At 68.8% G+C, this 21,068-nt stretch carries 20 protein-coding genes and 4 tRNA genes; 14 read left to right on the forward strand and 10 right to left on the reverse strand.

Features of this window, described 5'->3' with window-relative positions; genetic code table 11:
* Nucleotides 1-23: 23 nt before the first annotated feature.
* The 4 genes from V6K52_RS07210 to V6K52_RS07225 form a co-directional block, all read right to left on the reverse strand.
* Nucleotides 24-1,484 (reverse strand): FAD-dependent oxidoreductase, encoded by a 1,461-nt coding sequence (locus tag V6K52_RS07210; protein WP_353953201.1) that lies wholly within the window; start codon nucleotides 1,482-1,484, stop codon nucleotides 24-26.
* A complete protein-coding gene (locus tag V6K52_RS07215) occupies nucleotides 1,481-3,640 on the reverse strand; it encodes a molybdopterin oxidoreductase family protein (RefSeq protein WP_353953202.1) in 2,160 nt (719 codons plus the stop codon). The genes V6K52_RS07210 and V6K52_RS07215 overlap by 4 nt, the downstream gene beginning before the upstream one ends.
* A gap of 7 nt (nucleotides 3,641-3,647) precedes the next feature.
* Nucleotides 3,648-4,988, reverse strand: coding sequence for an MFS transporter (locus V6K52_RS07220; RefSeq protein WP_353953203.1), 1,341 nt, complete (start codon nucleotides 4,986-4,988; stop codon nucleotides 3,648-3,650).
* 127 nt (nucleotides 4,989-5,115) lie between these two features.
* Nucleotides 5,116-6,432, reverse strand: a complete 1,317-nt coding sequence (locus V6K52_RS07225; RefSeq protein WP_353953204.1) for a nicotinate phosphoribosyltransferase — start codon at nucleotides 6,430-6,432, stop codon at nucleotides 5,116-5,118.
* Nucleotides 6,433-6,462: 30 nt separating this feature from the next.
* On the opposite strand from V6K52_RS07225, the gene clpS reads away from it, so the two are divergent.
* The 9 genes from clpS to V6K52_RS07270 all read left to right on the forward strand — a co-directional run bounded on the left by clpS (nucleotide 6,463) and on the right by V6K52_RS07270 (nucleotide 11,560).
* Nucleotides 6,463-6,747, forward strand: coding sequence for an ATP-dependent Clp protease adapter ClpS (gene clpS, locus V6K52_RS07230; protein ID WP_353953734.1), 285 nt, complete (start codon nucleotides 6,463-6,465; stop codon nucleotides 6,745-6,747).
* A gap of 58 nt (nucleotides 6,748-6,805) precedes the next feature.
* Nucleotides 6,806-7,492, forward strand: coding sequence for a DUF2017 domain-containing protein (locus V6K52_RS07235; RefSeq protein WP_353953205.1), 687 nt, complete (start codon nucleotides 6,806-6,808; stop codon nucleotides 7,490-7,492).
* Between the two features lie 9 nt (nucleotides 7,493-7,501).
* A complete protein-coding gene (murI, locus tag V6K52_RS07240) occupies nucleotides 7,502-8,326 on the forward strand; it encodes a glutamate racemase (RefSeq protein ID WP_353953206.1) in 825 nt (274 codons plus the stop codon).
* Complete coding sequence (locus V6K52_RS07245; RefSeq protein ID WP_353953207.1) at nucleotides 8,323-9,096, forward strand: MBL fold metallo-hydrolase; 774 nt, start codon at nucleotides 8,323-8,325, stop codon at nucleotides 9,094-9,096. Before murI ends, V6K52_RS07245 begins: the two co-directional genes overlap by 4 nt.
* A 54-nt stretch (nucleotides 9,097-9,150) precedes the next feature.
* Nucleotides 9,151-9,915, forward strand: a complete 765-nt coding sequence (gene rph / locus V6K52_RS07250; RefSeq protein WP_353953208.1) for a ribonuclease PH — start codon at nucleotides 9,151-9,153, stop codon at nucleotides 9,913-9,915.
* Nucleotides 9,912-10,544, forward strand: a complete 633-nt coding sequence (gene rdgB, locus V6K52_RS07255; RefSeq protein ID WP_353953209.1) for an RdgB/HAM1 family non-canonical purine NTP pyrophosphatase — start codon at nucleotides 9,912-9,914, stop codon at nucleotides 10,542-10,544. The genes rph and rdgB overlap by 4 nt, the downstream gene beginning before the upstream one ends.
* A gap of 144 nt (nucleotides 10,545-10,688) precedes the next feature.
* Nucleotides 10,689-10,770 (forward strand) — tRNA-Leu (locus tag V6K52_RS07260).
* A gap of 57 nt (nucleotides 10,771-10,827) precedes the next feature.
* Complete coding sequence (gene bcp / locus V6K52_RS07265) at nucleotides 10,828-11,304, forward strand: thioredoxin-dependent thiol peroxidase (protein WP_353953210.1); 477 nt, start codon at nucleotides 10,828-10,830, stop codon at nucleotides 11,302-11,304.
* Nucleotides 11,305-11,308: 4 nt separating this feature from the next.
* Entirely contained in the window at nucleotides 11,309-11,560 is a 252-nt protein-coding gene (locus V6K52_RS07270; protein WP_353953211.1) for a DUF3618 domain-containing protein, read from the forward strand.
* A gap of 240 nt (nucleotides 11,561-11,800) precedes the next feature.
* Here the strand turns inward: V6K52_RS07270 and V6K52_RS07275 are convergent.
* The 4 genes from V6K52_RS07275 to orn form a co-directional block, all read right to left on the reverse strand.
* A tRNA-Lys gene (locus tag V6K52_RS07275) sits at nucleotides 11,801-11,876 on the reverse strand.
* A gap of 73 nt (nucleotides 11,877-11,949) precedes the next feature.
* Nucleotides 11,950-12,576, reverse strand: a complete 627-nt coding sequence (locus V6K52_RS07280; RefSeq protein ID WP_353953212.1) for a copper resistance CopC family protein — start codon at nucleotides 12,574-12,576, stop codon at nucleotides 11,950-11,952.
* A gap of 67 nt (nucleotides 12,577-12,643) precedes the next feature.
* Nucleotides 12,644-12,716: transfer RNA gene (locus tag V6K52_RS07285), tRNA-His, on the reverse strand.
* 46 nt (nucleotides 12,717-12,762) lie between these two features.
* A complete protein-coding gene (gene orn / locus V6K52_RS07290) occupies nucleotides 12,763-13,449 on the reverse strand; it encodes an oligoribonuclease (RefSeq protein WP_353953213.1) in 687 nt (228 codons plus the stop codon).
* Nucleotides 13,450-13,486: 37 nt separating this feature from the next.
* On the opposite strand from orn, the gene V6K52_RS07295 reads away from it, so the two are divergent.
* Together V6K52_RS07295 and V6K52_RS07300 are read left to right on the forward strand one after the other, a co-directional pair.
* A complete protein-coding gene (locus V6K52_RS07295) occupies nucleotides 13,487-14,668 on the forward strand; it encodes a PrsW family intramembrane metalloprotease (protein ID WP_353953214.1) in 1,182 nt (393 codons plus the stop codon).
* On the forward strand, nucleotides 14,668-15,900 hold the full coding sequence (locus tag V6K52_RS07300) for a M20 family metallopeptidase (RefSeq protein ID WP_353953215.1): 1,233 nt from the start codon (nucleotides 14,668-14,670) through the stop codon (nucleotides 15,898-15,900). Before V6K52_RS07295 ends, V6K52_RS07300 begins: the two co-directional genes overlap by 1 nt.
* Here V6K52_RS07300 and V6K52_RS07305 read toward each other — a convergent pair.
* Together V6K52_RS07305 and V6K52_RS07310 are read right to left on the reverse strand one after the other, a co-directional pair.
* Nucleotides 15,888-16,565, reverse strand: coding sequence for a 4'-phosphopantetheinyl transferase superfamily protein (locus V6K52_RS07305; RefSeq protein ID WP_353953216.1), 678 nt, complete (start codon nucleotides 16,563-16,565; stop codon nucleotides 15,888-15,890). The two genes, V6K52_RS07300 and V6K52_RS07305, sit on opposite strands and share 13 nt — an antisense overlap.
* Nucleotides 16,566-16,752: 187 nt before the next feature.
* Nucleotides 16,753-16,828: transfer RNA gene (locus tag V6K52_RS07310), tRNA-Arg, on the reverse strand.
* 125 nt (nucleotides 16,829-16,953) lie between these two features.
* Here V6K52_RS07310 and V6K52_RS07315 point away from each other — a divergent pair.
* From V6K52_RS07315 to V6K52_RS07325, 3 genes are all read left to right on the forward strand, one after another.
* Nucleotides 16,954-18,669, forward strand: a complete 1,716-nt coding sequence (locus V6K52_RS07315; protein ID WP_353953217.1) for a GTPase domain-containing protein — start codon at nucleotides 16,954-16,956, stop codon at nucleotides 18,667-18,669.
* Nucleotides 18,666-20,381 carry a GTPase gene (locus V6K52_RS07320; RefSeq protein ID WP_353953218.1) on the forward strand — a complete coding sequence of 572 codons (1,716 nt, stop codon included), beginning with the start codon at nucleotides 18,666-18,668 and terminating at the stop codon, nucleotides 20,379-20,381. Before V6K52_RS07315 ends, V6K52_RS07320 begins: the two co-directional genes overlap by 4 nt.
* A 152-nt stretch (nucleotides 20,382-20,533) precedes the next feature.
* Entirely contained in the window at nucleotides 20,534-21,055 is a 522-nt protein-coding gene (locus V6K52_RS07325) for a single-stranded DNA-binding protein (RefSeq protein WP_353953219.1), read from the forward strand.
* The last annotated feature ends 13 nt before the right edge of the window (nucleotides 21,056-21,068 follow it).

Raw genomic sequence — 21,068 nt, forward strand, 5'->3', positions numbered from 1 at the left:
CACAAGGGTCTCCCATCGGGGCCTCACCCCAAGGCAGCGGCGGCGGCCCGCTCGTTCAGCCAACCGAGCAGTCCGCAGACCTCCTCCTTGCAGCCGCCGCAACCGGTCGTCGCGCGGGTCACCTTGGCAACCTCGTCGACCGACCGCGCACCGCACGCGTGAGCTTCGGTGATATCGGCCTTGGTGACGCTGTTGCACCGGCACACGGCAGCGTCGTCGGGCAGCGCGTCAGGCGCGGTCGCCGCCAGTGGTGCGGGGGAAAGAGCGGTCAGAAGCAGGCGGGCGGGGTCGCTGGGGACGGGTGTGCGGCGGGTGTAGGCCGCGACGAGATCGGCCGCGACCTGACCGGCGCCGATGCACGTGGCGCCGACGAGTCGGTCACCCGAGACCACGACCTCGACGTGCCGACCAGCGTCCGGGTCGGACAGGCTGAGGGTCCGTTGCGCAGGGTCGTCGGCGCGGGAGCCGCCGCAGACACCCATCGTGACGACGTCGAGACCGTGAGCCTTGACTCGCACGATGTCGCTGCTCGTGGTGTCCGCACCACGTGCGCGGACTGTGGTTCCGGTGAGCTGGTCGGCGAGGGCGCGGGCCTGGTCCCACCCTTGGGCGACGAGGCCCATTGCGCCACTCGGCGGCTGGGCGCAGTCACCGATGGCAAAGATGCGCGGGTCCCCGGTGGACGCCGAGTCGTCGACGAGGATGCCGCGCTCGCAGGAGAGTCCGGCGTCGGCAGCGATCGTCGTGTTGGCGATCGTTCCGGTGGCGACGACCAAGAGGTCGGACTCGACGACGTCGCCGTCGGTGAGGCGTATGCCGGTGAGTCGCCCGTTGGCGACCACGGCGGCTTCCGCTCCCACACCAACGCGTGGGTGGATGCCGAGGCCGGGCATGGCGCCCGCGAGGATACGGCTCGCGGAGCCGTCGAGCTGGCGCTCCATGAGGGCGTCGGCCGGGTGGACGATCGTCACCGCGCAGCCGCGCTGCGCGAGGCCACTGGCGGCCTCGATCCCGAGGACCCCTGCGCCCAGGACGACGGCTCGGCGCGAGTTGAGGGTCGCCGCGATGATCTCGCGGGCGTCGTCGATGCTGCGCAGGGCGTGAACCCCGAGGGGGAGGGTGCCGGTCCCGTTGTCGAGACCGGCGAGCGGGGGGATTCGTGCAGCGGCTCCCGTGGCAAGCACGAGTTGGTCGTAGCGGTGGCGGCTGCCGTCGGTCGTGGTGACGACGCGGTCGTTGCGGTCGATGTCGGCAGCCGCGGTGCCACGAAGCACCGTGAGTCGAGGGTGGTCCGGCGTCGGCAGCGTCAATGACGTGAGGTCGTAGCGGCCAGCGACGACCTCACTGAGGAGGACGCGGTTGTAGGGCTCACATCCCTCGGCGCCGACGACGGTGACGTCGTACTTGCCGGCGGTGTCGCGCAGGAGCAGGTCCTCGACAAACCGTGATCCGACCATGCCATTGCCGATGACGACGAGCCTCATGCCGGGACCTCCGTGGCGGTGCGGAGCGCAGCTGGCTCCGGTGTGGCGGCGATGTCGGCGCGGGCCACGGTGACCGCGCAGACCTTGAACTCGGGCATGCCCGAGATGGGATCGGTGGCGTCGTTCGTGACGCGGTTGACGCTCTCGGCGCCGGCCCAGTGAAACGGCATGAAAACCGTGTCGGGGCGAATGGAATCGGTGATGCGGGCCGGGGCGGTGACGACACCACGGGTGCTCGTCAGGTTGACGAGGTCATCATGGGCAATGCCGTGACGGTCGGCGAGGATCGGGTGGATCTCGACAAAGGCTGCCGGGGACGCACTCACGAGGGCGTCGACCCGTCGGGTCTGTGCGCCGGACTGGTAGTGCTGCAGGACTCGACCGGTCACGAGGTGGATGGGCGCGTCTGCACGGACGTCCTCGGCAGGACCGTGGTCGTCGACGGCGATGAAGCGGGCGCGACCGTCCGCCGTCGGGAATTCGTCGAGGAAGAGCCGCGGCGTGCCGGGGTGAGGGGCATCGTCCGTGGCCGGGCAGGGCCAAAAGAGGTCGGGCTCGGCGTCGAGCCGCTTGTGGCTGAGGCCGCTGTAGTCGGCACGACCGCCCGCACTGGCTCGGGCCAGCTCGTCGAAGACCATCGATGCGTCGATGTCCCAGGTGCCGGGTGCGTCGAGTCGGGCGGCCAGCTGACGCCACAGCCAGAGCTCGGAGCGGGCACCGTCGGGTGCATCGATGGCCCTGCGGCGACGCAGGATTCGCCCCTCGAGAGAGGTCATCGTTCCCTCCTCCTCAGCCCACTGGAGGACGGGGAGGACCACGTCGGCGCGCTGCGCCGTCTCGGAGGGGACGACGTCGCAGACGACGAGCAGGTCGAGGGCGTCGAGCCGGTCACCGACGTGGGTGGCGTTGGGCGCGGATACGCGCAGGTTCGCGCCGTGGACGAGGAGTGCTCGCGGTCCGTCCGCGCGTCCGAGTGAGTCGAGCAGCTCGACGGCGGGCTTGCCCTTGCCGGGGATGCTCGCGGGGTCGACGCCCCACACCTCGGCGACGTGCGCGCGTGCGGCCGGGTCGTCGATCATCCGGTAGCCGGGCAGCTGGTCGGACTTCTGCCCGTGCTCGCGACCGCCCTGGCCGTTGCCCTGGCCGGTGATCGCGCCGTAGCCCGAGCCGATCCGACCCGGCAGGCCCAGCGCCAGCGCGAGGTTGATCGCGGCGCTGACCGTCGCCGTTCCCTGGGAGGACTGCTCCACGCCACGTCCGGTGAGGACATAGGCGCCGGAGCCGCCCCGCGACGGGCTCGCCGCCGCGAGCAGGCGAGCGGTCTCGCGCAGACGCGCCGCGGGGACACCAGCGACCTGCTCGACACGCTCGGGCCACCAGGCTGCCGCGAGCCGGCGGACGTCGTCGACTCCCGACGTGCGAGAGGCGATGTATGCGGTGTCGGCCAGTCCCTCGGCGAACGTCACGTGGAGCAGTCCAAGGAGGACGACGAGGTCGGTCCCGGGCACCGGCTGGAGGTGGAGTCCTTGGCCGTTCTCGGCAAGTGTCGCCGTCGCGCTGACCCGCGGGTCGACGACGACGAGACCACCGGCGGCCCGAGCGCCGGCCAGGTGCGCGACGGCGGGCGGCATCGTCTCGGCCAGGTTGCTGCCGAGGAGCAGGACGGCCTGCGCACCGCCAAGGTCCGTGAGTGGGAAGGGCAGACCGCGGTCGATGCCGAGCGAGCGGTTGGCAGCGGCTGCCGCGCTGCTCATGCAGAAGCGTCCGTTGTAGTCGATGTTGGCCGTGCCCAGCGCGATGCGGGCGAACTTGCCGAGCTGGTAGGCCTTCTCGTTGGTGAGCCCGCCACCACCGAACACTGCGACTGCGTCGGCCCCGTGCTCAGCCCGAATCTCCCTGAGTCGCAACGCAACCAGATCGAGGGCCGCCTCCCACGTCGAGGGCTCCAGCTCTCCAGAGGCGCCACGCACCAGGGGAGTGGTGAGCCGGTCCGGCGTGCGCAGCACCGAGGCGCTCGTCCAGCCCTTCTGGCACAGGCCTCCCCGGTTGGTGGGGAAGTCGCGCCCGGTGACGCTCACGCCGGTGGTGTCCGGCGTGAGCGTCTGGGCGCACTGGAGGGCGCAATAGGGGCAGTGCGTTCCAATGGAAGTGGTCATGGAGGCGTCAGATCGTCTCCGAGGCGAGCGCGGAACCGCGACGCTGATACACGGCATACGTGGTCAGGGCCATGAGCACGTAGGCCGCGACGAAGACATAGAGCGCCGGGACGAGCGAGCCGTAGGTGTCGCGGGCCATCGCGAACCCGCGGGGGATGAAGAAGCCGCCGTAGGCGCCCACGGCTCCGGCGATGCCGATGCAGCCGGCGGCTGCCTTGCGTGCAGCGGGCAGGGCCGAGGCTGACACCCCGGCACGGAAGACGGCCGGGATCATCCGGTAGGTGGCGCCGTTGCCGATGCCCGCGCCGGTGAAGAGGACGAGGAACGCGCCGAAGAAGAGCGGGAAGCTCTTCGACTGCAGCCCTTCAATCGCGGCCAGGGCGCCGCCCGTGAGGATCACGAAGGACGCGATGGTCACCCGCGCACCGCCGAAGCGGTCCGCAACCATGCCTCCGAGCGGCCGGGTCAGGGCCCCGATGAGTGCCCCGATGAAGGCCAGCCCGAGGGGAGCCGTCGGGAACTGCGTCTTGAGCAGCGTGGGGAACGCACCGGCATACCCGATGAAGGAACCGAAGGTGCCGATGTAGAGGAACGAGATGACCCAGGTGTGCGGGTTCTTGGTCGCGAGGGCGAAGGACTTGTAGTCGGCCTTGATCCCGGTGAGGTTGTCCATCCAGCGCCAGGCGGCGAAGGCGGAGAGCAGGGCCAGCGGAATGAAGATCAGCCCGGCCCGCTCGAGGTGCACGCCGGCGCCGATCGCGATGACCGCAGGGACGACCATCTGGACGATGCCGGTGCCGAGGTTGCCACCAGCAGCATTGAGGCCCAGCGCCTTGCCCTTCTCGGCCTCGGGGAAGAAGAACGAGATGTTGGTCATCGACGAGGCGAAGTTGCCGCCACCGAAGCCGGCGAGGGCAGCACACAGGAGGAGGACCCCGAACGACGTCTCGGGTCGGGTCATGATGAACGCGAGGGCGGATGCAGGCAGGAGCAGGAGCAGCGAGGAGATGATCGTCCAGTTGCGCCCGCCGAAGGCCGGCACTGCGAACGTGTAGGGGATGCGGATCGTCGCGCCGACGAGGCTGGGGACGGCGATGAGCCAGAACTGCTGGTTGAGGGTGATGTCGAAGCCCGCTGCGGGGAGCAGGGGCACGACGACGGACCAGAGGGCCCAGACGCAGAAGCCCAGGAACTCGGCGAAGACGGAGAAGGCCAGGTTGCGGCGCGCGACGCTGCGGCCGGTGGACTGCCAGAAGCTGGCGTCCTCGGGGTCCCAGTGCTCGATCCAACGACCGGGACGGGTCTCAGGTGTGGCGACGGCCGGGGCCGCGGGTGTGGTGGTCTCCATAGGGCCAGACACTGCCCAAGGAGTGTTTCCGAACCCGTCGGGCCAGGTAAATCATCCGTAACACCGACCGCACAGCGAGGCTCAGGTCGCTGTGAGAACCCAGCCCGTTGGCGCAGGCGAAACGGGCTCAGAGGTAGGTCGTGGGGATCGCCGGCTCGCCGCGGCTCAGCTGATGGGCCGCCCGTGGGAGCTCGGCGACCGACGACTCGTGCCGGTCCCGCGCTGTCGGCAACTCGACGTGCTCGCTGCCGACGACCTCACCGCCACGGACGTACTCCACGAGCAGCGCCCGGTCATCCCCATCATCGACCGGCGGCTCGCCGATCCCGATGATCTCGGCCTCGGCGATGCCGCTGGCGTTGCGTCGGCGCAGCGCGTACTTGCGCCCGCCCACGGATGTCTTGTCCTTGCTCGCCTTGGCGACGCCGACCATCTCACCGGTCTCGTCCGAGCGGGCCACGAGCTTGTAGACCATGCCGGCCGTCGGTGCCCCGGACCCCGTGACGAGCTGCGTGCCCACGCCGTAGGCGTCGACCGGTCCAGCGGCCAGACCGGCGATGGCGAACTCGTCGAGGTCGGAAGTCACGACGATCCGGGTCTTCGTGGCGCCCAGGGAGTCCAGCTGTTCGCGCACCTCGCGCGCCTGGACGAGGAGGTCACCGCTGTCGAGGCGCACCGCACCGAGCTCGGGACCAGCGACTTCGATGGCGATCTCGACAGCACGCTCGACGTCATAGGTGTCGACGAGCAGCGTTGTCCCGACGCCGAGGACCTCGACCTGCGCGGCGAACGCCTCGCGCTCGTCGTCGTGGACCAGGGTGAAGGAGTGCGCCGCAGTTCCGGCGGTGGGCACCCCCCAGCGGCGTCCCGCTTCGAGGTTCGAGGTCGTCGCAAACCCGGCGACGTATGCCGCCCGCGCAGCTGCCACGGCGGCTTCCTCGTGGGTGCGTCGAGACCCCATCTCGATGCACGGTCGGGTGCCGGCCGCGCCGGTCATGCGCGACGCCGCGCTCGCAATTGCGCTGTCGTGGTTGAGGATTGACAGCACAAGGGTCTCGAGGACGACTCCGTGAGCGAAGTCGGATTCGACCACGAGCACCGGTGAGCCGGGGAAGTAGGCCTCGCCCTCGGCATACCCCCAGATGTCGCCTTCGAAGCGGTAGTCAGCCAGGAAGTCGAGAGTCTCGTCGTCCACGACCTTGCCGGCCCGCAGGGCCGCGATCTGCGTGTCGCCGAAGCGGAACCGTTCGATCGCATCGAGCAACCGGCCGGTGCCGGCGACGACCCCGTAGCGACGGCCGTCGGGCAGGCGGCGGGCGAACGTCTCGAAGACGCAGCGGCGTGAGGCCGCACCCGAGCGCAGCGCCGCCTGGACCATCGTCAACTCGTAGTGGTCGGTCAGCAAGGCGGTGGACGACGCAGGAGCGGGGGAGGGGAGGCTCACTCGAAGCACCCTATTGTGGGAGCCGTGTCCATCGCGCCCGTGCAGGAGGAGATCACCTCCTCCTCGACCGATGTCGCGCCCGACCTCCCGTGGATCACGCTGGTCTGGAACGACCCGGTCAACCTCATGTCCTACGTGACCTATGTCCTCCAGAGCTATTTCGGCTACGACAGGGCCAAGGCCGAGAAGTTGATGATGGACGTGCACACCCAGGGTCGTGCCGTCGTCTCGAACGGGCCGCGCGAGAAGATGGAGGTCGACACCGAGGCCCTCCAGGGTTATGGGCTGTGGGCCACATTCCAAAAGGACGACTAGTGGCGCGCTCGTATGGCCGCCCGAGCAAGGGCCAGAGAACCAGGCAAAGGGACGACTGATGGCGCGCGCGTTCTCCCGCAAGGGCAAGGGCAACAACATCCGGTATGCCGCGAAGCTCGACACCGTCGAGCGAGCCGTCGTCGCGGGGCTCATGGAGCAGGTCCATGCACTCGTCGCGCCGGAGCAATTCGACGCAGGCGAGGCTGGCGCTTCAATGGGCGCGCATGATGACGACTTCGCGGCCATCGTCTCGGGCCTGGGCGGGCTGGGCATGGGGGTGTCGATCTCGGCGGAGGACCAGGTGCCGGACGACCGCCCTGTCCCCCCGGACGCACGGTCCTTCGGCAACCGCGACCCTGCGCTCGAACGCCTGCTTCCGGCGGGCAACCGCGCCGACGACCAGATATCGGCCGAGTTCCGGCGGCTCACCGAGCACGGCCTGCGCCAGCGCAAGGCGCGTCACCTCGAGTCGGCCATCAAGTCGCTGCGCGCACCCGGATCCGGGGTCGAGCTCGACGAGCGCGCCGCGATCGACATGGTGGTGGCCCTCACCGATGTGCGCCTCGTCCTGGGTGAGCGGCTCGGCCTGCGCGAGGATGCGGACGTCGACCGCCTCGAGGAGGAGCTCGCGGACATGGATGACGACGACCCTCGGGCGCACGCCATGTCGGTCTATGACTTCCTCACGTGGTTGCAGGAGACCCTTGCCACGGCGATGCTCCCCGGGGCCCATCCCAGCGCTTAACCTTGGTCGGTGCCTGACTCTCCCATCGGAATCTTCGACTCCGGCTATGGCGGTCTGACGGTGGCCAGGGCCGTCCTCGACCAACTCCCGCACGAGTCGGTGGCCTATCTGGGTGACACGGCCCGCACGCCCTATGGTCCGCGTCCCATCGCGGAGACCCGCGCCTTTGCGCTGGAGTGCCTCGACCGTCTGGTCGCCCATGGCGTGAAGGCGCTCGTCATCGCCTGCAACACCGCCAGTGCCGCGGTGTTGCACGATGCCCGGGAGCGCTACGACGTCCCGGTCGTCGAGGTCATTCGGCCAGCGGTCCGCCGAGCAGTGGGGGCCACGCGCACGGGTCGCATCGGCGTCATCTCGACGCTGGGTACGCACCAGTCCTGTGCCTACCCCGACGCCTTCGCTGCCGCTCCGCACCTCACCGTGACGAGCAGCGCGGCGCCGCGCTTCGTCGACTTCGTCGAGTCGGGGGTGACCGGTGGTGAGGAGCTGCGGGCGGTGGCTCGCGACTACCTCGCGCCCCTCCAGGAGCAGGACGTTGACACGCTCATCCTCGGCTGCACGCACTATCCGCTGCTCGCCGGCGTCATCTCCTATGTCATGGGGCCGGACGTCACCCTCGTGTCCTCGGCGGAGGAGACGGCCAAGGAGCTCTATCGCGTGCTCGCCGACGCAGACCTCCTGCGACCTGACGACCGGCCTGCGCCAGAGCACGGCTTCACGACCACGGGTGACCCCGAGGAGTTCCGCCGACTGGCGCTGCGGTTCCTCGGCCTGGGACCGAACTTCGGCCACATCTTCACGTCGTCCATCGGCGTCCCGGCGGTGTCCGCATGAGAGTCACCGTCATCGGGTGCAGTGGGTCCTTCGCCGGTCCCACCTCGGCCGCCTCGAGTTATCTCGTGTCCGTGGACGACGGCGATCGCACGTGGAAGGTCCTGTTCGACCTCGGCTCCGGGGCGTTGGGGCCACTGCAACGACACATCGACCTCCACGATCTCGACGCGATCTTTCTGACCCACCTCCACCCCGACCACTGCGCGGACCTGTGCGGTCTCTATGTGGCGCACCACTACGCGCCGGCGGGTCCCACTGACGCGCACCTCCCCGTGTGGGGGCCGGAGGGAACCGCGTCACGCCTCGCCCTCATGTATCACGGGCTCGAGGAGGGCGGCATGGACAAGGTCTTCGCCTTTGGCCAGCTGCAGGACCAGGTCGCCGTCACGGTCGGGCCGGTCACGATCACTCCGTATGCCGTGAACCACCCCGTCGAGGCGTTCGGCTTCCGGGTCGAGGCCGACGGCGCAGTCCTGGGCTACACCGGCGACACCGACACCTGCGACAACCTCGCGCCGCTGATGCGGGACGCCGACCTCGTGCTCGCGGACTCGGCGTTCGTCGACGGTCGCGACGAGATCCGCGGCATTCATCTGAGCGCGAGCAGGGCGGCCCAGGCCGCCGCAGATGCCGGGGGAGTGAAGCGGTTGGTGCTGACGCATATGCCGGCCTGGAACGACGCAGATGTATGCCGTGCGCAGGCCGAACCGTTCTGGCCGACGGTCGAGGTGGCCGAGCCCGACGCCGTCTACCGCCTGGGCAGACCCTGACTCGGCGGTTGAGTCGGTGTGCTGCGAGTCGTCGGTGACGTCTAGCCTGCTCGTGTGACTTCACTGCAGACCAGACATGACGGACGCGCCCCCGAGGACCTTCGCGAGGTGCGAATCACCCGCAACTGGCTCGACCACGCCGAGGGCAGCGTGCTCATCGAGTTCGGCCGCACCCGCGTGCTCTGCGCCGCCTCCTTCACCGAGGGTGTGCCGCGTTGGCTCAAGGGCAAGGGCACCGGGTGGGTCACGTCCGAGTACGAGATGCTCCCGCGCTCCACCAACACCCGCTCCGACCGCGAGTCCCGCAAGGGCAAGGTCGGCGGCCGCACGCACGAGATCTCCCGCCTCATCGGCCGCGCCCTGCGAGCGGTCATCGACACCAAGGCCCTGGGCGAGAACACGATCGTTGTCGACTGTGACGTCCTCCAGGCCGACGGTGGCACGCGGACCGCATCGATCACCGGCGCCTACGTCGCGCTCGTTGACGCGATCGAGGACGCCCGCGCCAAGGGCCTCATCGCCAAGAACGCGGCACCGCTGGTCGACTCCATCGCTGCCGTCAGTGTCGGAGTCGTCGGCGGGCTGCCGGTCCTCGACCTCGACTACCCCGAGGACTCCACTGCCGACACCGACATGAACGTGGTCATGACCGGATCGGGTCGCTTCGTCGAGGTGCAGGGAACCGCCGAGGGTGCTGACGCCGCCTTCGACCGTGACCGGCTCAACGAGCTGCTCGACCTTGCTGCGGCTGGCATCGCCGATCTCACGGTCATGCAGAAGCAGGCCCTCGATGAGGCCCCGCGGGAGCGCTCGCGATGACCAAACTCGTTCTCGCGACCCAGAACGAGCACAAGGTCCATGAGCTCCGGCAGATCCTCGCTGATCTCGTCGACGAGCTCGGCCTCGAGATCGTCGGTGCCTCGGACTTCCCGGACGCGCCAGATGTCGTCGAGAGCGAGGTGACTTTTGAGGGCAACGCGCGACTCAAGGCCGTGGCCGTCGCCAAGGCCACGGGTCTGCCTAGCGTCGCTGACGACTCCGGGCTGGCCGTCGACGTGCTCGGTGGCTCGCCCGGCGTCTTCTCGGCGCGCTGGTCGGGCTCGCACTCGGGTCCTGAGGCCCCGCGCGCTGACCGTGACCGCGCCAACCTCTCTCTGCTGCTCGAGCAGATCGGTGACGTGCCCGACGAGCACCGCAGCGGGGCCTTCGTCTGCGCCGCCGTCCTGGCGATGCCTGACGGCTCGATCGAGTCGGTCGAGGGCCGCGTCACCGGCACGATCCGTCGAGACCCGGTGGGGGAGAACGGTTTCGGCTACGACCCGATCTTCGTCCCTGACGGCGACACCAAGTCGCTGGCGCAATACACCGACCTCGAGAAGAACGAGATCTCGCACCGGGGCCGCGCCTTCCGCGCCATGATCCCGGTCCTGCGCGAGCGCCTCACGTGACCGAGGCACGACTTTTTGCCCGATCCGTCGTCGCTCGCTGCGCTCCCTCCGACGGATTGGGCAATAAGTCGGCCGTAGGTGGGACCGGGGGAGAAGCTGGAGCTTTGCGCGGCAGGTGAGCGGACGGCATACGCTGTCTGTCGCGCGCGAGTGACGGAACTGGCAGACGTGCTTGGTTTAGGTCCAAGTGCCTTCGGGTGTGCGGGTTCGAGTCCCGCCTCGCGCACTGGTTGTGGGGGGCTCGCTGATAGTTTGGCGCAAGCCGACCATCGAGGAGATCTGCGTGACTGAGCGACTCAGTCCGGGCGACGTTGCACCGGACTTCACCCTGACCACCGACACCGGTGAGAGCGTCACGCTCTCGGACCTGCGTGGCGACAAGGTCATCGTCTACTTCTATCCGGCGGCCATGACGCCTGGATGCACCAAGCAGGCCTGCGACTTCAGCGATTCCCTCGAGCTGCTCAAGACCGACGGCTACACGGTGCTCGGCATCTCGCCGGACAAGCCCGAGAAGCTCGCGAAGTTCCGCGACAAGGAGCATCTCTCGCTCACTTTGCTCTCGGACCCCGACAAGGCGGTCATGACGGCATGGGGGGCGTTCGGTGAGAAGAGCCTCTACGGCAAGATCGTCCAAGGCGTGATCCGCTCCACCCTCGTGATCGATGAGGCAGGCAAGGTCAAGCACGCCTTCTACAACGTCAAAGCCACAGGTCACGTCGCCAAGCTCCGGCGCGACCTCGGACTCAGTGAGGACTGATTCGATGAGCAACATCTCCGCCCTCGAGGCCGACATTGCAGCGCGCCGCACGCGCCTCGCCCGCACTCTCAATGAGCTCACCGCCAAGGCGACGCCGTCAGCGATCGCCAAGCGACAGGTCGACCAGGCCAAGGCCCGCTTCGCCGACGCCACCACGACACCCGAGGGCGACCTGCGCGTCGAGCGCGTTGCGGCGGCAGTGGCCGTCGTCGCCGTCATCGTCGCGATCAAACTGCTGCGCCGCCGCCGCCGCTGATCCGAGCTCAGCACGAAGGCCCCCGACAGAGACACTGTCGGGGGCCTTCGTGGCGTGGCCCATGGGTGACCGGGCACGGCGGGCGGCAAAGGACTGCAGCGGCGGGTGGACGCGTGCTCAGGTGTGCTGCTGCTCGCCCTCCCGGGACTCGTTTGCCGCGCGCCGTGCCCGCCTCTCGCCCCAGCCCCGACACGCCGAGATGGCAAGAGCCCCGCACGGTGACCGCGCGGGGCTCTTGCATGGTGCGCCATCAGGGACTTGAACCCCGAACCCGCTGATTAAGAGTCAGCTGCTCTGCCAATTGAGCTAATGGCGCGCGAGGGAAGACATTAGCAGCGGACTGGCCCGGTCGCGAAATCGAGGCTGTGAAGGCCTCGTGACACCGGTGCTCAGCTGTGGGACTCGTCCCGCCTCACGGCATAGAACGTTCCGCCGATGGCCCCGACGAGGCCGAGCATGACGAGGAGCCAGACCCACACGGGGGTGTCCCCGGAATCGCCCGGTGCAGCCTCGTCCACGTCAGCGGCGGCGTTGGTGGACGGTGAGGGCGTCGATGCTGAGGTGCTCGGTGACGCAGTCTCAGACGGACTCGGTGTGGCGCTTCCCGACGCCGTCCCCGTCGACGCAGGCGGGGCCTCGGGGTTGCCCTTGATCGTGAACGACGTCGATCCAGAGATCGGGTGGGAGTCCGCGCTGACGACGCGATAAACGACGCTGTAGGTGCCTGCGGCAATGGGTTCGCCGACGGCCAGCGTCACCTTCGCCCCCTGCGCCGTTGCGTTCTCGCCGACGACGTCACCACCCTCGCCGTCGGTTACCCGGACGGTGACGAACTGCGGGTTGATCGTCTCGTTGAAGGTCAGGACGATCTCGGCGGGGGAGGCGGGCAGCGACGCGCCGTCGGCGGGCGTGATCGAGAGCAGGCGTGAGTGCGCGTTCGCCGGGAGCACCCCTGCGGTCAACGCCAGGAAGCCGGAGAGGAGCAGCAGGATGAGTCCACGAGTCGTCGTACGCATGACACCCATCTTGCACACCGAGCCTGAACATGACGAAAGCCCCTGCGGTGCAGGGGCTTTCGAGCGGGGTGAGTAACGGGACTTGAACCCGCGACATCCGCCACCACAAGGCGGCGCTCTACCAGCTGAGCTATACCCACCAAGGACTGCACGGCATACACATCAGTGGAGCCGTGGCAGCGCGAGTTATCTTACCTGCTCACCGGGCGTGCTTTTGACCAGCCCTGAGGGGGTGCCCGACACCGGTGCGGAGTGGTCCACGACGTGCTCGGCAGCGATCGCCTTCAGCTCGTCGGTTGCCCGACCGGGAGGGTCCACGAAGACCGCGGCGCGGTAGTAGCGGAGCTCGGCGATCGACTCGCGGATGTCGGCGAGTGCCCGGTGTCCGCCGTTCTTCTCGGGTGCTGAGAAGTAGGCGCGCGGGAACCAGCGGCGGGAGAGCTCCTTGATCGAGGAGACGTCGATGATCCGGTAGTGCAGGTGCTCCTCGAGCTCGGCCATGTCGCGCGCCAGGAAACCCCGGTCGGTCGCCACGGTGTTGCCGCCCAGGGGCGCCTTGCGGGGCTCGGGCACCCACTCGCGGACGTAGTCGAGGACGAGCTTCTGGGCTTCGTTGATCGTCACCCCGCCGGCGAACTCATTGATGAGCCCCGACGACGTGTGCATCTCGCGCACGAAGTCGCCCATCTGCTCGAGGGCCTCGTCGGTCGGCTTGATGACGACGTCGACTCCGTCGCCAAGAATGTTGAGTTCGAAGTCGGTGACGAGCGCGGCCACCTCGACCAGGGCATCGTTCTCGAGTGATAGCCCAGTCATCTCGCAGTCGATCCAGACGATGCGGTCGGTGAGTGCTCGGTCGGGCGCAGTGGACATGGCCTCCACTGTATGGCGCTGCACTAGGGTCGCGTTCATGAGTGGGGAGCAGGCTGTCGCCGTCCAATCAACCGAGCCGCCGCAGCCGGGAGGCGCCCGGGCCGGCGCGCATCGCGGTCGTTCACTGATCCGACGGTGGGTTCTGCTCGGGATCGCGATCCTGGGTTTCGGCCTCGCCGCCCTGGCCGTCGCGGTCGCCATCGGTGCCGCTGCCGGGGTGAGCGCCACGCTCCTGGGCCTTGTCGTGGCGATCATCCCGCTCGGCATCGTCGTCCCGACGTTCCTGTGGCTCGATCGCTTCGAGGCAGAGCCCACGCGCTACCTCGTCATGGCCTTCCTGTGGGGCGCCCTCATCGCCGTCCTCATCGCGATGACGCTCAACACCGCGGGCCAGCTCGTCCTGTGGGGATCCATCCCTGCCGACGAGTCCCTCGCCCTCACCGCCGTGTTTGTCGCTCCCATCGTCGAGGAGGCCGCCAAGGGCCTGCTCATCCTTTTGGTCTGGCGCTTTGCCCGTCGAGAGTTCGATGGGATCACCGACGGCATGGTGTATGCCGGCGTCACCGCTGCGGGTTTCGCCTTCACCGAGAACATCCAGTACCTCGCATTGGCCTGGGTCGAGCATGGGCAGGAGGGCTTGACGGCCACCTTCGTCGGCCGCGGCCTCCTGTCACCGTTCGCGCACCCGATGTTCACGATCTGCACGGGCATCGGCATCGGCGTCGCAGCGACCTCACGCAAGGGGTGGGTGCGCTGGGTCGCCCCCCTCACCGGCCTGAGCATCGCGGTCATTGCCCACGCGGTCTGGAACCTCGCGGCCGTGAGCGGGGGCAACGGTCTCATCGCCGTCTACCTCCTCGTCCAGGTCCCGCTGTTCCTCGCCTTCCTCGGCTTCGTCATCTGGGCGCGCCGTCGTGAAGGCCGACTCATCGGACAGTTCCTGCACGCCTACGCGGACGCCGGATGGTTGTCGCCTGGCGAGGTCGCGATGCTCGCCTCCATGCCGCGGCGCCGTGAGGCCCGACAGTGGGCCCGCGCCAACGGTGGTCGCGCTGCCCTGCGGTCCATGGAGGACTTCCAGGATGCGGCGAGCGAGTTGGCGCTGCTGCGGCGACGGATGTATCACTCTGCTGCAGACGACCGCGCTCTCAATGATGAGCGCGAGCTGCTCACGATCCTTGCCTCTCGTCGGCGCGAGTTCGCCGGGCAGGTCGTCTGATGGTGGCTCGTTCCTCTGCCGTCGAGCTGGCACAGTCCTTCGGGCCCGACCTGATCGCCCTTCGTCACGACCTGCACCGCAACCCTGAGCTGGGCAACGACCTCCCGCGCACGCAGCGAGCGGTGCTCGAAGCTCTGGACGGACTCGATCTCGAGATCACTCTGGGGCAGAGCCTCAGCAGCGTCGTGGCGGTCCTGCGGGGGCGGGGTGGGTCCGGCGATGCGGGGGAGCGCCCCGTCGTCCTGCTGCGCGGGGACATGGACGGGCTGCCCGTCACCGAGACCACCGGCCTCGACTTCGCCTCCGAGCGCGAAGGGCTGATGCACGCGTGCGGCCACGACCTGCACGTCGCCGGGCTCGTCGGTGCCGCCCGGATCCTCCACGACCTTCGTGATGAGCTCGCCGGTGACGTCGTCTTCATGTTCCAGCCTGGCGAGGAGGGCCCCGGAGGGGCCGAACCGATGTTGCGCGAAGGCCTTCTGGGCGTTGCCGGACGTCGCGTCGACGCGGCATACGCCATTCATGTGTATGCCGCGGAGCATCCGCGTGGTGTGTGGTTCGGTCGGCCCGGACCCCAGATGGCCGCCGCCGACGAGGTGCTGATCACGGTGCAGGGCAAGGGTGGTCACGGTTCACAGCCGCAATATGCCCTCGACCCAGTGCCCGTTGCGTGCGAGATCGTCCTGGCCCTGCAGACGATGGTGACGCGACGCTTCGACGCCTTCGATCCGATCGTCGTCACCGTCGGTCGGATCAGCTCGGGCACCGTCAACAACGTCATCCCCGACACCGCCGAGATCGAGGCGACCCTGCGGACGTTCTCGCCCGAGCACCGCGAGAAGGCGCATGCGGAGATCCGCAACGTCGCCGAACATGTTGCTGCGGCCCATCGGTTGTCAGTGACCGTCGACATTGGCGGCGGCTATCCCGTCACGGTCAACGACCCCAATGAGTTCGGCTTCGCTCAGGCCACGGTCGTTGACCTCTTCGGGCAAGAGCGCTGGGCCGACATGATCACGCCTGAGGCAGGGGCCGAGGACATGTCATTCGTCCTCGAGGAAGTGCCCGGTGCCTATCTCAACGTCGGAGCCTGCGTCAGCGACGACCACACGACGGTCGACGACAACCACTCTCCGCGTGCGGCATACGACGACTCAGTGATCCCCGACTTGGCCGCGCTGCTTGCGGAGCTGGCCCTGCGACGCACGGCCTTGGGCACTCAGCCGCGCTGAAGCCGGAGCGTGAGGGGCTGTGTCGTGAGGACGGCGACGGCCGCTCGGTGGTCGGAGTGCTGGACGTCGAGGTCGCTCACCCGCATCGGCCCGGGGAGGTGCTGCTCCGCCTTCCACTCGAGCAGCTCGGCCGGAGCGTCGTGGGCGGAGACCAGCACCTGGCTCGGGTCGACCACAAGGCCGTGCCCGGTGGCCTTGAGGATGGCCTCCTTGCGAGACCACAGCTGGGCGCGGGCGCCGAGGAGGGCAACGCCCTGCAGACCGGCGAGCTGGGCGCACTCGGTGGCGTCGAGGGTCAGTGAGCCGAAGCCGTCGAAGTCGGCAGACTCGAGGTCCTCGACATCGACACCGACCTCACCGAGGTTGGTCACCGCAGCGACGGCCATGCGGTCGCCGTAGGACACGGACACGTGGACGTCCCGCATCCCCACGACGTGGGGTTTGCCATGGCGGTCAGTGCCGCACGTGGCGCACCGCCTCTGGAAGTCGATGGCGCGAGGATCCACGCCCGTCTCATCGGCGACGAGGCGCCGGAGGAGGGCATGCGCCGTGATGAACGGGTGGGGATCGGCGCGGCGGTCGGCGCGCTCGCGCTCTCCAGCGTCGAGGAGGTCGAGCAGTCGCGGGTCGTCGATCACCTGTGTGGCGCGGATCACGACGGACATAGGCCGATCATGTCACCCAGTTCTGGTCGAGGTCTGTCCTGTCCGCCCTGCATTGGTCCTACGGACATGCAGTGCCCGCCACGGCCACGCGCGGCCACGATCGGGCTGCAGCCTGAAGTGAGCGCCCTGCATGTCCATCGACCCACCGTGCCGAAGGCGGTGCCCCCGTCGGCGCTCTCACTTCGTTTGGTGCCCCCGGCAGGACTCGAACCTGCAGCCTGCGGATTAGAAGGCCGCTGCGCTATCCATTGCGCCACGGGGGCCAGTGGCACAGCAGTCTAGTGAATGCGACGTGGGCACCTCGCCGGGCCGCAGATTGGACAACAACGCAGGTGGGGGCGTCGGCACGTCGGCGCGCGGCATCTCGCCATGTCGTTAGGCTGAGCGTGTGACCACAACCGAAGCGACCGAGGCGAGTGTCCTTGTCGAGGCCGTGACCGGACTGCGCGACGCCGTCGAGTCCTCCGTGCTCCCGCTGAGCACCCCCGGACAGGCAGAGGGCATCGCCGTGCGACGCGAACTCCTCCAGCAACTCGACGACTACGTCCTGCCCCGACTGCGCTCCATCGATGCACCGCTTCTCGCCGTCGTCGGCGGGTCCACCGGCGCTGGCAAGTCCACCCTGGTGAACTCCATCGTGCGCGCCCAGGTGAGCCGCTCCGGCGTGCTCCGCCCCACGACGACCAGCCCGGTGCTCGTGCACCACCCCGAGGACCGCAAGTGGTTCGCCGACCAGCGCATCCTCCCCAGCCTCGCCCGTGTGACGGGTGGGCCCGGCGAGGAGTCTGCCCCCGGCACCGTGCGACTCGTCGACTCTGCTTCGCTCCCGGCCGGCATGGCCCTGCTCGACGCACCTGACATCGACTCGGTCGTCGCGGCCAACCGCGAGCTTGCCGGTCAGCTCCTGTCGGCCGCGGACCTGTGGTTGTTCGTCACGACGGCGGCCCGATATGCCGACGCCGTCCCGTGGGACCTGCTGCGTACTGCGGCCGAGCGCGGCACGGCCGTTGCCATTGTTCTCGACCGCATCGCACCCGAGGCCGTCGAAGAGATCCGCCCTCACCTCGCGGCGATGCTGCGCGAGCAGGGACTTCCGACAGCACCGATCTTCACCGTGCCCGAGTCGACGCTCACGCCCGAGGGTTTCCTGCCCGCCGAGGCCATGGGTCGCCTCAAGTCCTGGCTCGATGCGCTCGCCGGAGACGCTCGGGCCCGCTCCGTGGTCGTGAGCCAGACCCTCAAGGGAGCGATGGGCTCACTCGACGGGCGCACCACTTCACTGGCGAGCTCCTCCGACGAGCAGGCTTCCGCCGCAGAGGCGTTGACGGCTGCAGCGGCCGGCAACTATGAGCACGCGACCCAGGGCGTCAAGGACGGCATGACCGACGGCACCCTGTTGCGTGGCGAGGTCCTGGCCCGGTGGCAGGAGTTCGTCGGAACCGGTGAGTTCTTCCGCCAGATCGAGTCCACCCTGTCCAAGTGGCGCGACAAGGTCACTGCAGCCATCAAGGGTCAGCCCGCTCCCACCGAAGACCTCGGCGAAGCGCTCCAGTCGGGCGTGGCCAACCTCCTTGTCTCCCACGCCTCCGCAGCGTCGGCTGACACGGCGCGCGAATGGCGCCGACTGCCCGGGGGGGAGGCGTTGCTCGCAGATCACGCTGACCTGTCCAAGCCGTCGAGCGACTTCAACCCGCGCGTCGAGGCCATGGTGCGCCAGTGGCAGGGCGAGGTCTTCGACATCGTCCGCAGCGAAGGCAGCAACCGACGCACCAACGCCCGCATCGCGGCATACGGCGTCAATGGCGTTGGTCTGTTCCTCATGCTCGTCTCGTTCGCAGCGACGGGTGGCCTCACGGGAGCCGAGTTCGGCATCGCCGGTGGCACCTCCGTGCTGGCCCAACGAGTCCTCGAGGCGATCTTCGGCGACCAGGCCGTGCGCGAGATGGCGGCCAAGGCGCGCGCCAGCCTGCTGACGCACGTCACCGAGCTCTACGACGGCGAACGTGAGAGGTATGCCGCCGCCGTCGCCTCTGTGGGTGCCACCGCTCAACAGTCCGCTGCCCTCAAAGCCGCTGCGAAGCGCGTGCGCGAGGTCTCCGCATGAGTCCACTGCGCATGGGGAGCGCCACGATCAAGGGTGTGTCTGCAGAGTCGCTCACCGCTGCCTCGACGTCGCTCAAGGCGGCGGTCGACACGGGCGGCTCCGAGCTTCCCGCCAAGTCGGTCGCCAAGGCCACGTCCATCGTGACCAAGGTGGGGGAGCGGACCTCGCTCGTCGGCGGTCACACCGTCGTTGCGCTCGCCGGTGCCACCGGCAGCGGCAAGTCATCACTGTTTAACCAGCTTGTTGGCACCGACGTTGCCACGGTGGGCGCGCGCCGCCCGACGACCTCGACCCCCACTGCAGGTGTGTGGGGCGACGAACCTGCCGGCCCGCTCCTCGACTGGCTCGGTGTCGCCACCCGACACCACGTCACGGGCGACAAGCTCCATGGTGACAAGGGCCACGAGAGCGACAAGGGCAAGGGTGGCAGGGGTGGTGCAAGCACGGTCGGGTCACTCGACGGCCTCGTGCTGCTGGACCTGCCCGACTTTGATTCCCGCGAGACCTCGAACCGGGTCGAGGCCGAGCGCGTGCTCGAGCTCGTCGACGTCTTCGTCTGGGTGACCGACCCGCAGAAGTATGCCGATGCACGGCTCCACGACGACTACGTCTCAGCGCTCGCGACCCATGATGCGGTGACGATCGTCGTCCTCAACCAGGTCGATCGGCTCAGTGACTCCGAGATCGAGCAGTGCGTCGCCGACCTCACTCGCCTCATGGCCCGTGACGGGATCCAGAAAGCCACCGTCATCCCGACCTCTGCCAGCACCGGTCGCGGCCTCGACGTCCTCGGTCAGCGCCTGAGCAACGCAGTCTCCGGCTCCAACGCCGCCCGGGCTCGTCTTGCCGCCGATGTGCGTCAGTCCGCTGCCGCCCTGCGGCCGGCCGTGGCCGACTCCGAGCCCGCCATCAAGGCCAAGGGTGAGGGCGAACTCGTCGACGCCCTCGCGCGTGCGGCCGGAGTTCCGATTGTCGTGCGGGCCGTCGAGCGTGACTACTCCATGCAGGCCGTCAGTCACACCGGCTGGCCGATGACGCGGTGGGTGCAGAAGCTCAGGCCCAAGCCGCTGCGACGCCTGCGCCTCGACGCCGGTCGCGGCGACATCAGCGTGACTCAGGCCGATGTCCGCTCCGTGCTCGGCCGCTCGTCCCTGCCGCCACCCACCCCGGCCGCTCGCGCGGCCGTGGACCTTGCGACGCGCCGCCTCGCGGACAGGGCCGGGTCGACGCTGCCGACGCCATGGGGTGATGCCGTTGACGAGGCCGCGACCCCTTCCGGGCATGCGATGTCGGACGCCCTCGACCAGGCGGTGATCCACACGTCGCTGCGCTCGCGCACCCCCGTCTGGTGGCGCGTCGTCGGCATCGTCCAGATCCTGCTGGCCCTTGCTGTGCTGTCCGGGATGCTCTGGTTCGTTGTTCTCTGGGTGCTGGGCTGGCTCCAGTTCCCTAGCATCGAGACGCCGATGTGGGGGCCGCTGCCGTGGCCGTTCGTGCTGCTCTTCGGCGGGGTCGTGGCGGGTCTGCTTCTCGCACTCGTCTCTCGCTTCCTCGCAGGCATCGGAGCCCGTCGTCGTGGTGCGGTCATCAACGGTCGACTGCGTGACTCCATCTCTGTCGTGGCCGACGAGCGCATCCTCGCGCCGGTGGCAGCGATCCTCGAGCGGCACCGCGAGACGCGTCAGCACCTCGACGCGGCCGCGAAGGTCTGACACGGGCTGAGCACGTGCCGCTGTCCACAGGGGAGCGGCACGTCGGCGATTGTCCACAGATGATCGGGTGACGGTTGCCGGCCTGTCCCCTCGTTCCTGACGCTGGTCGCAACGCACCGCACGAGCGGCGCCCGATCAGAAGAGGATCAGTCATGCAGGACATCAACGCCACCGTGCAGGGGCGAGTCGCAGCGGACCCCGAGATGCGGGTCTCCAACAGGACCGGCTCGCCGTTCACGACCTTCCGTGTTGCCTCCACTCCACGCCGGCAGGTCAGCGGCCAGCCCGGCGCCTATGAGGACGGGGACACGTCATGGTTCACCGTCTTCGCGTTCGGCCATCTGGGCGCCAATCTCCTCAAGTCGATCCGCAAGGGGGAGCCGGTCGTTGTCCACGGGCGACTGCAGGTGCGCGACTTCAAGCGCGAGGACGGTTCGTTCGGGACCAAGGCCGAGCTCTTCGCCAACGTGGCCGGCCACGACCTCTCCTGGGGGCAGGCGGCCTACGAGAAGGTGGCGAAGCCGAGCTACGGCGACCTCAACCGCTTCGACGACGCGTCCCGGACGATGCAGGAGAGCGACGAGCTCGGAGACCCTGAGAGCGACGACTACCTCTTGGCCGAGCGTCCGCTGACATCAGTTCCGCAGGAGCAAGAGACGCAGGTGGCGGTCTGACGGCAAACCGATT

The sequence above is a fragment of the Knoellia sp. S7-12 genome (assembly GCF_040518285.1).
Lineage (GTDB): Bacteria > Actinomycetota > Actinomycetes > Actinomycetales > Dermatophilaceae > Knoellia.

Excerpts from the sequence above, each read along its gene's own strand:
- V6K52_RS07210 (WP_353953201.1), bottom strand. The coding sequence starts at position 1,484 with ATGAGGCTCGTCGTCATCGGCAATGGCATGGTCGGATCACGGTTTGTC.
- V6K52_RS07215 (WP_353953202.1), bottom strand. The coding sequence starts at position 3,640 with ATGACCACTTCCATTGGAACGCACTGCCCCTATTGCGCCCTCCAGTGC.
- V6K52_RS07220 (WP_353953203.1), bottom strand. The coding sequence starts at position 4,988 with ATGGAGACCACCACACCCGCGGCCCCGGCCGTCGCCACACCTGAGACC.
- V6K52_RS07235 (WP_353953205.1), top strand. The coding sequence starts at position 6,806 with ATGGCGCGCGCGTTCTCCCGCAAGGGCAAGGGCAACAACATCCGGTAT.
- V6K52_RS07245 (WP_353953207.1), top strand. The coding sequence starts at position 8,323 with ATGAGAGTCACCGTCATCGGGTGCAGTGGGTCCTTCGCCGGTCCCACC.
- rdgB (WP_353953209.1), top strand. The coding sequence starts at position 9,912 with ATGACCAAACTCGTTCTCGCGACCCAGAACGAGCACAAGGTCCATGAG.
- V6K52_RS07270 (WP_353953211.1), top strand. The coding sequence starts at position 11,309 with ATGAGCAACATCTCCGCCCTCGAGGCCGACATTGCAGCGCGCCGCACG.
- V6K52_RS07280 (WP_353953212.1), bottom strand. The coding sequence starts at position 12,576 with ATGCGTACGACGACTCGTGGACTCATCCTGCTGCTCCTCTCCGGCTTC.
- orn (WP_353953213.1), bottom strand. The coding sequence starts at position 13,449 with ATGTCCACTGCGCCCGACCGAGCACTCACCGACCGCATCGTCTGGATC.
- V6K52_RS07295 (WP_353953214.1), top strand. The coding sequence starts at position 13,487 with ATGAGTGGGGAGCAGGCTGTCGCCGTCCAATCAACCGAGCCGCCGCAG.
- V6K52_RS07300 (WP_353953215.1), top strand. The coding sequence starts at position 14,668 with ATGGTGGCTCGTTCCTCTGCCGTCGAGCTGGCACAGTCCTTCGGGCCC.
- V6K52_RS07305 (WP_353953216.1), bottom strand. The coding sequence starts at position 16,565 with ATGTCCGTCGTGATCCGCGCCACACAGGTGATCGACGACCCGCGACTG.
- V6K52_RS07320 (WP_353953218.1), top strand. The coding sequence starts at position 18,666 with ATGAGTCCACTGCGCATGGGGAGCGCCACGATCAAGGGTGTGTCTGCA.
- V6K52_RS07325 (WP_353953219.1), top strand. The coding sequence starts at position 20,534 with ATGCAGGACATCAACGCCACCGTGCAGGGGCGAGTCGCAGCGGACCCC.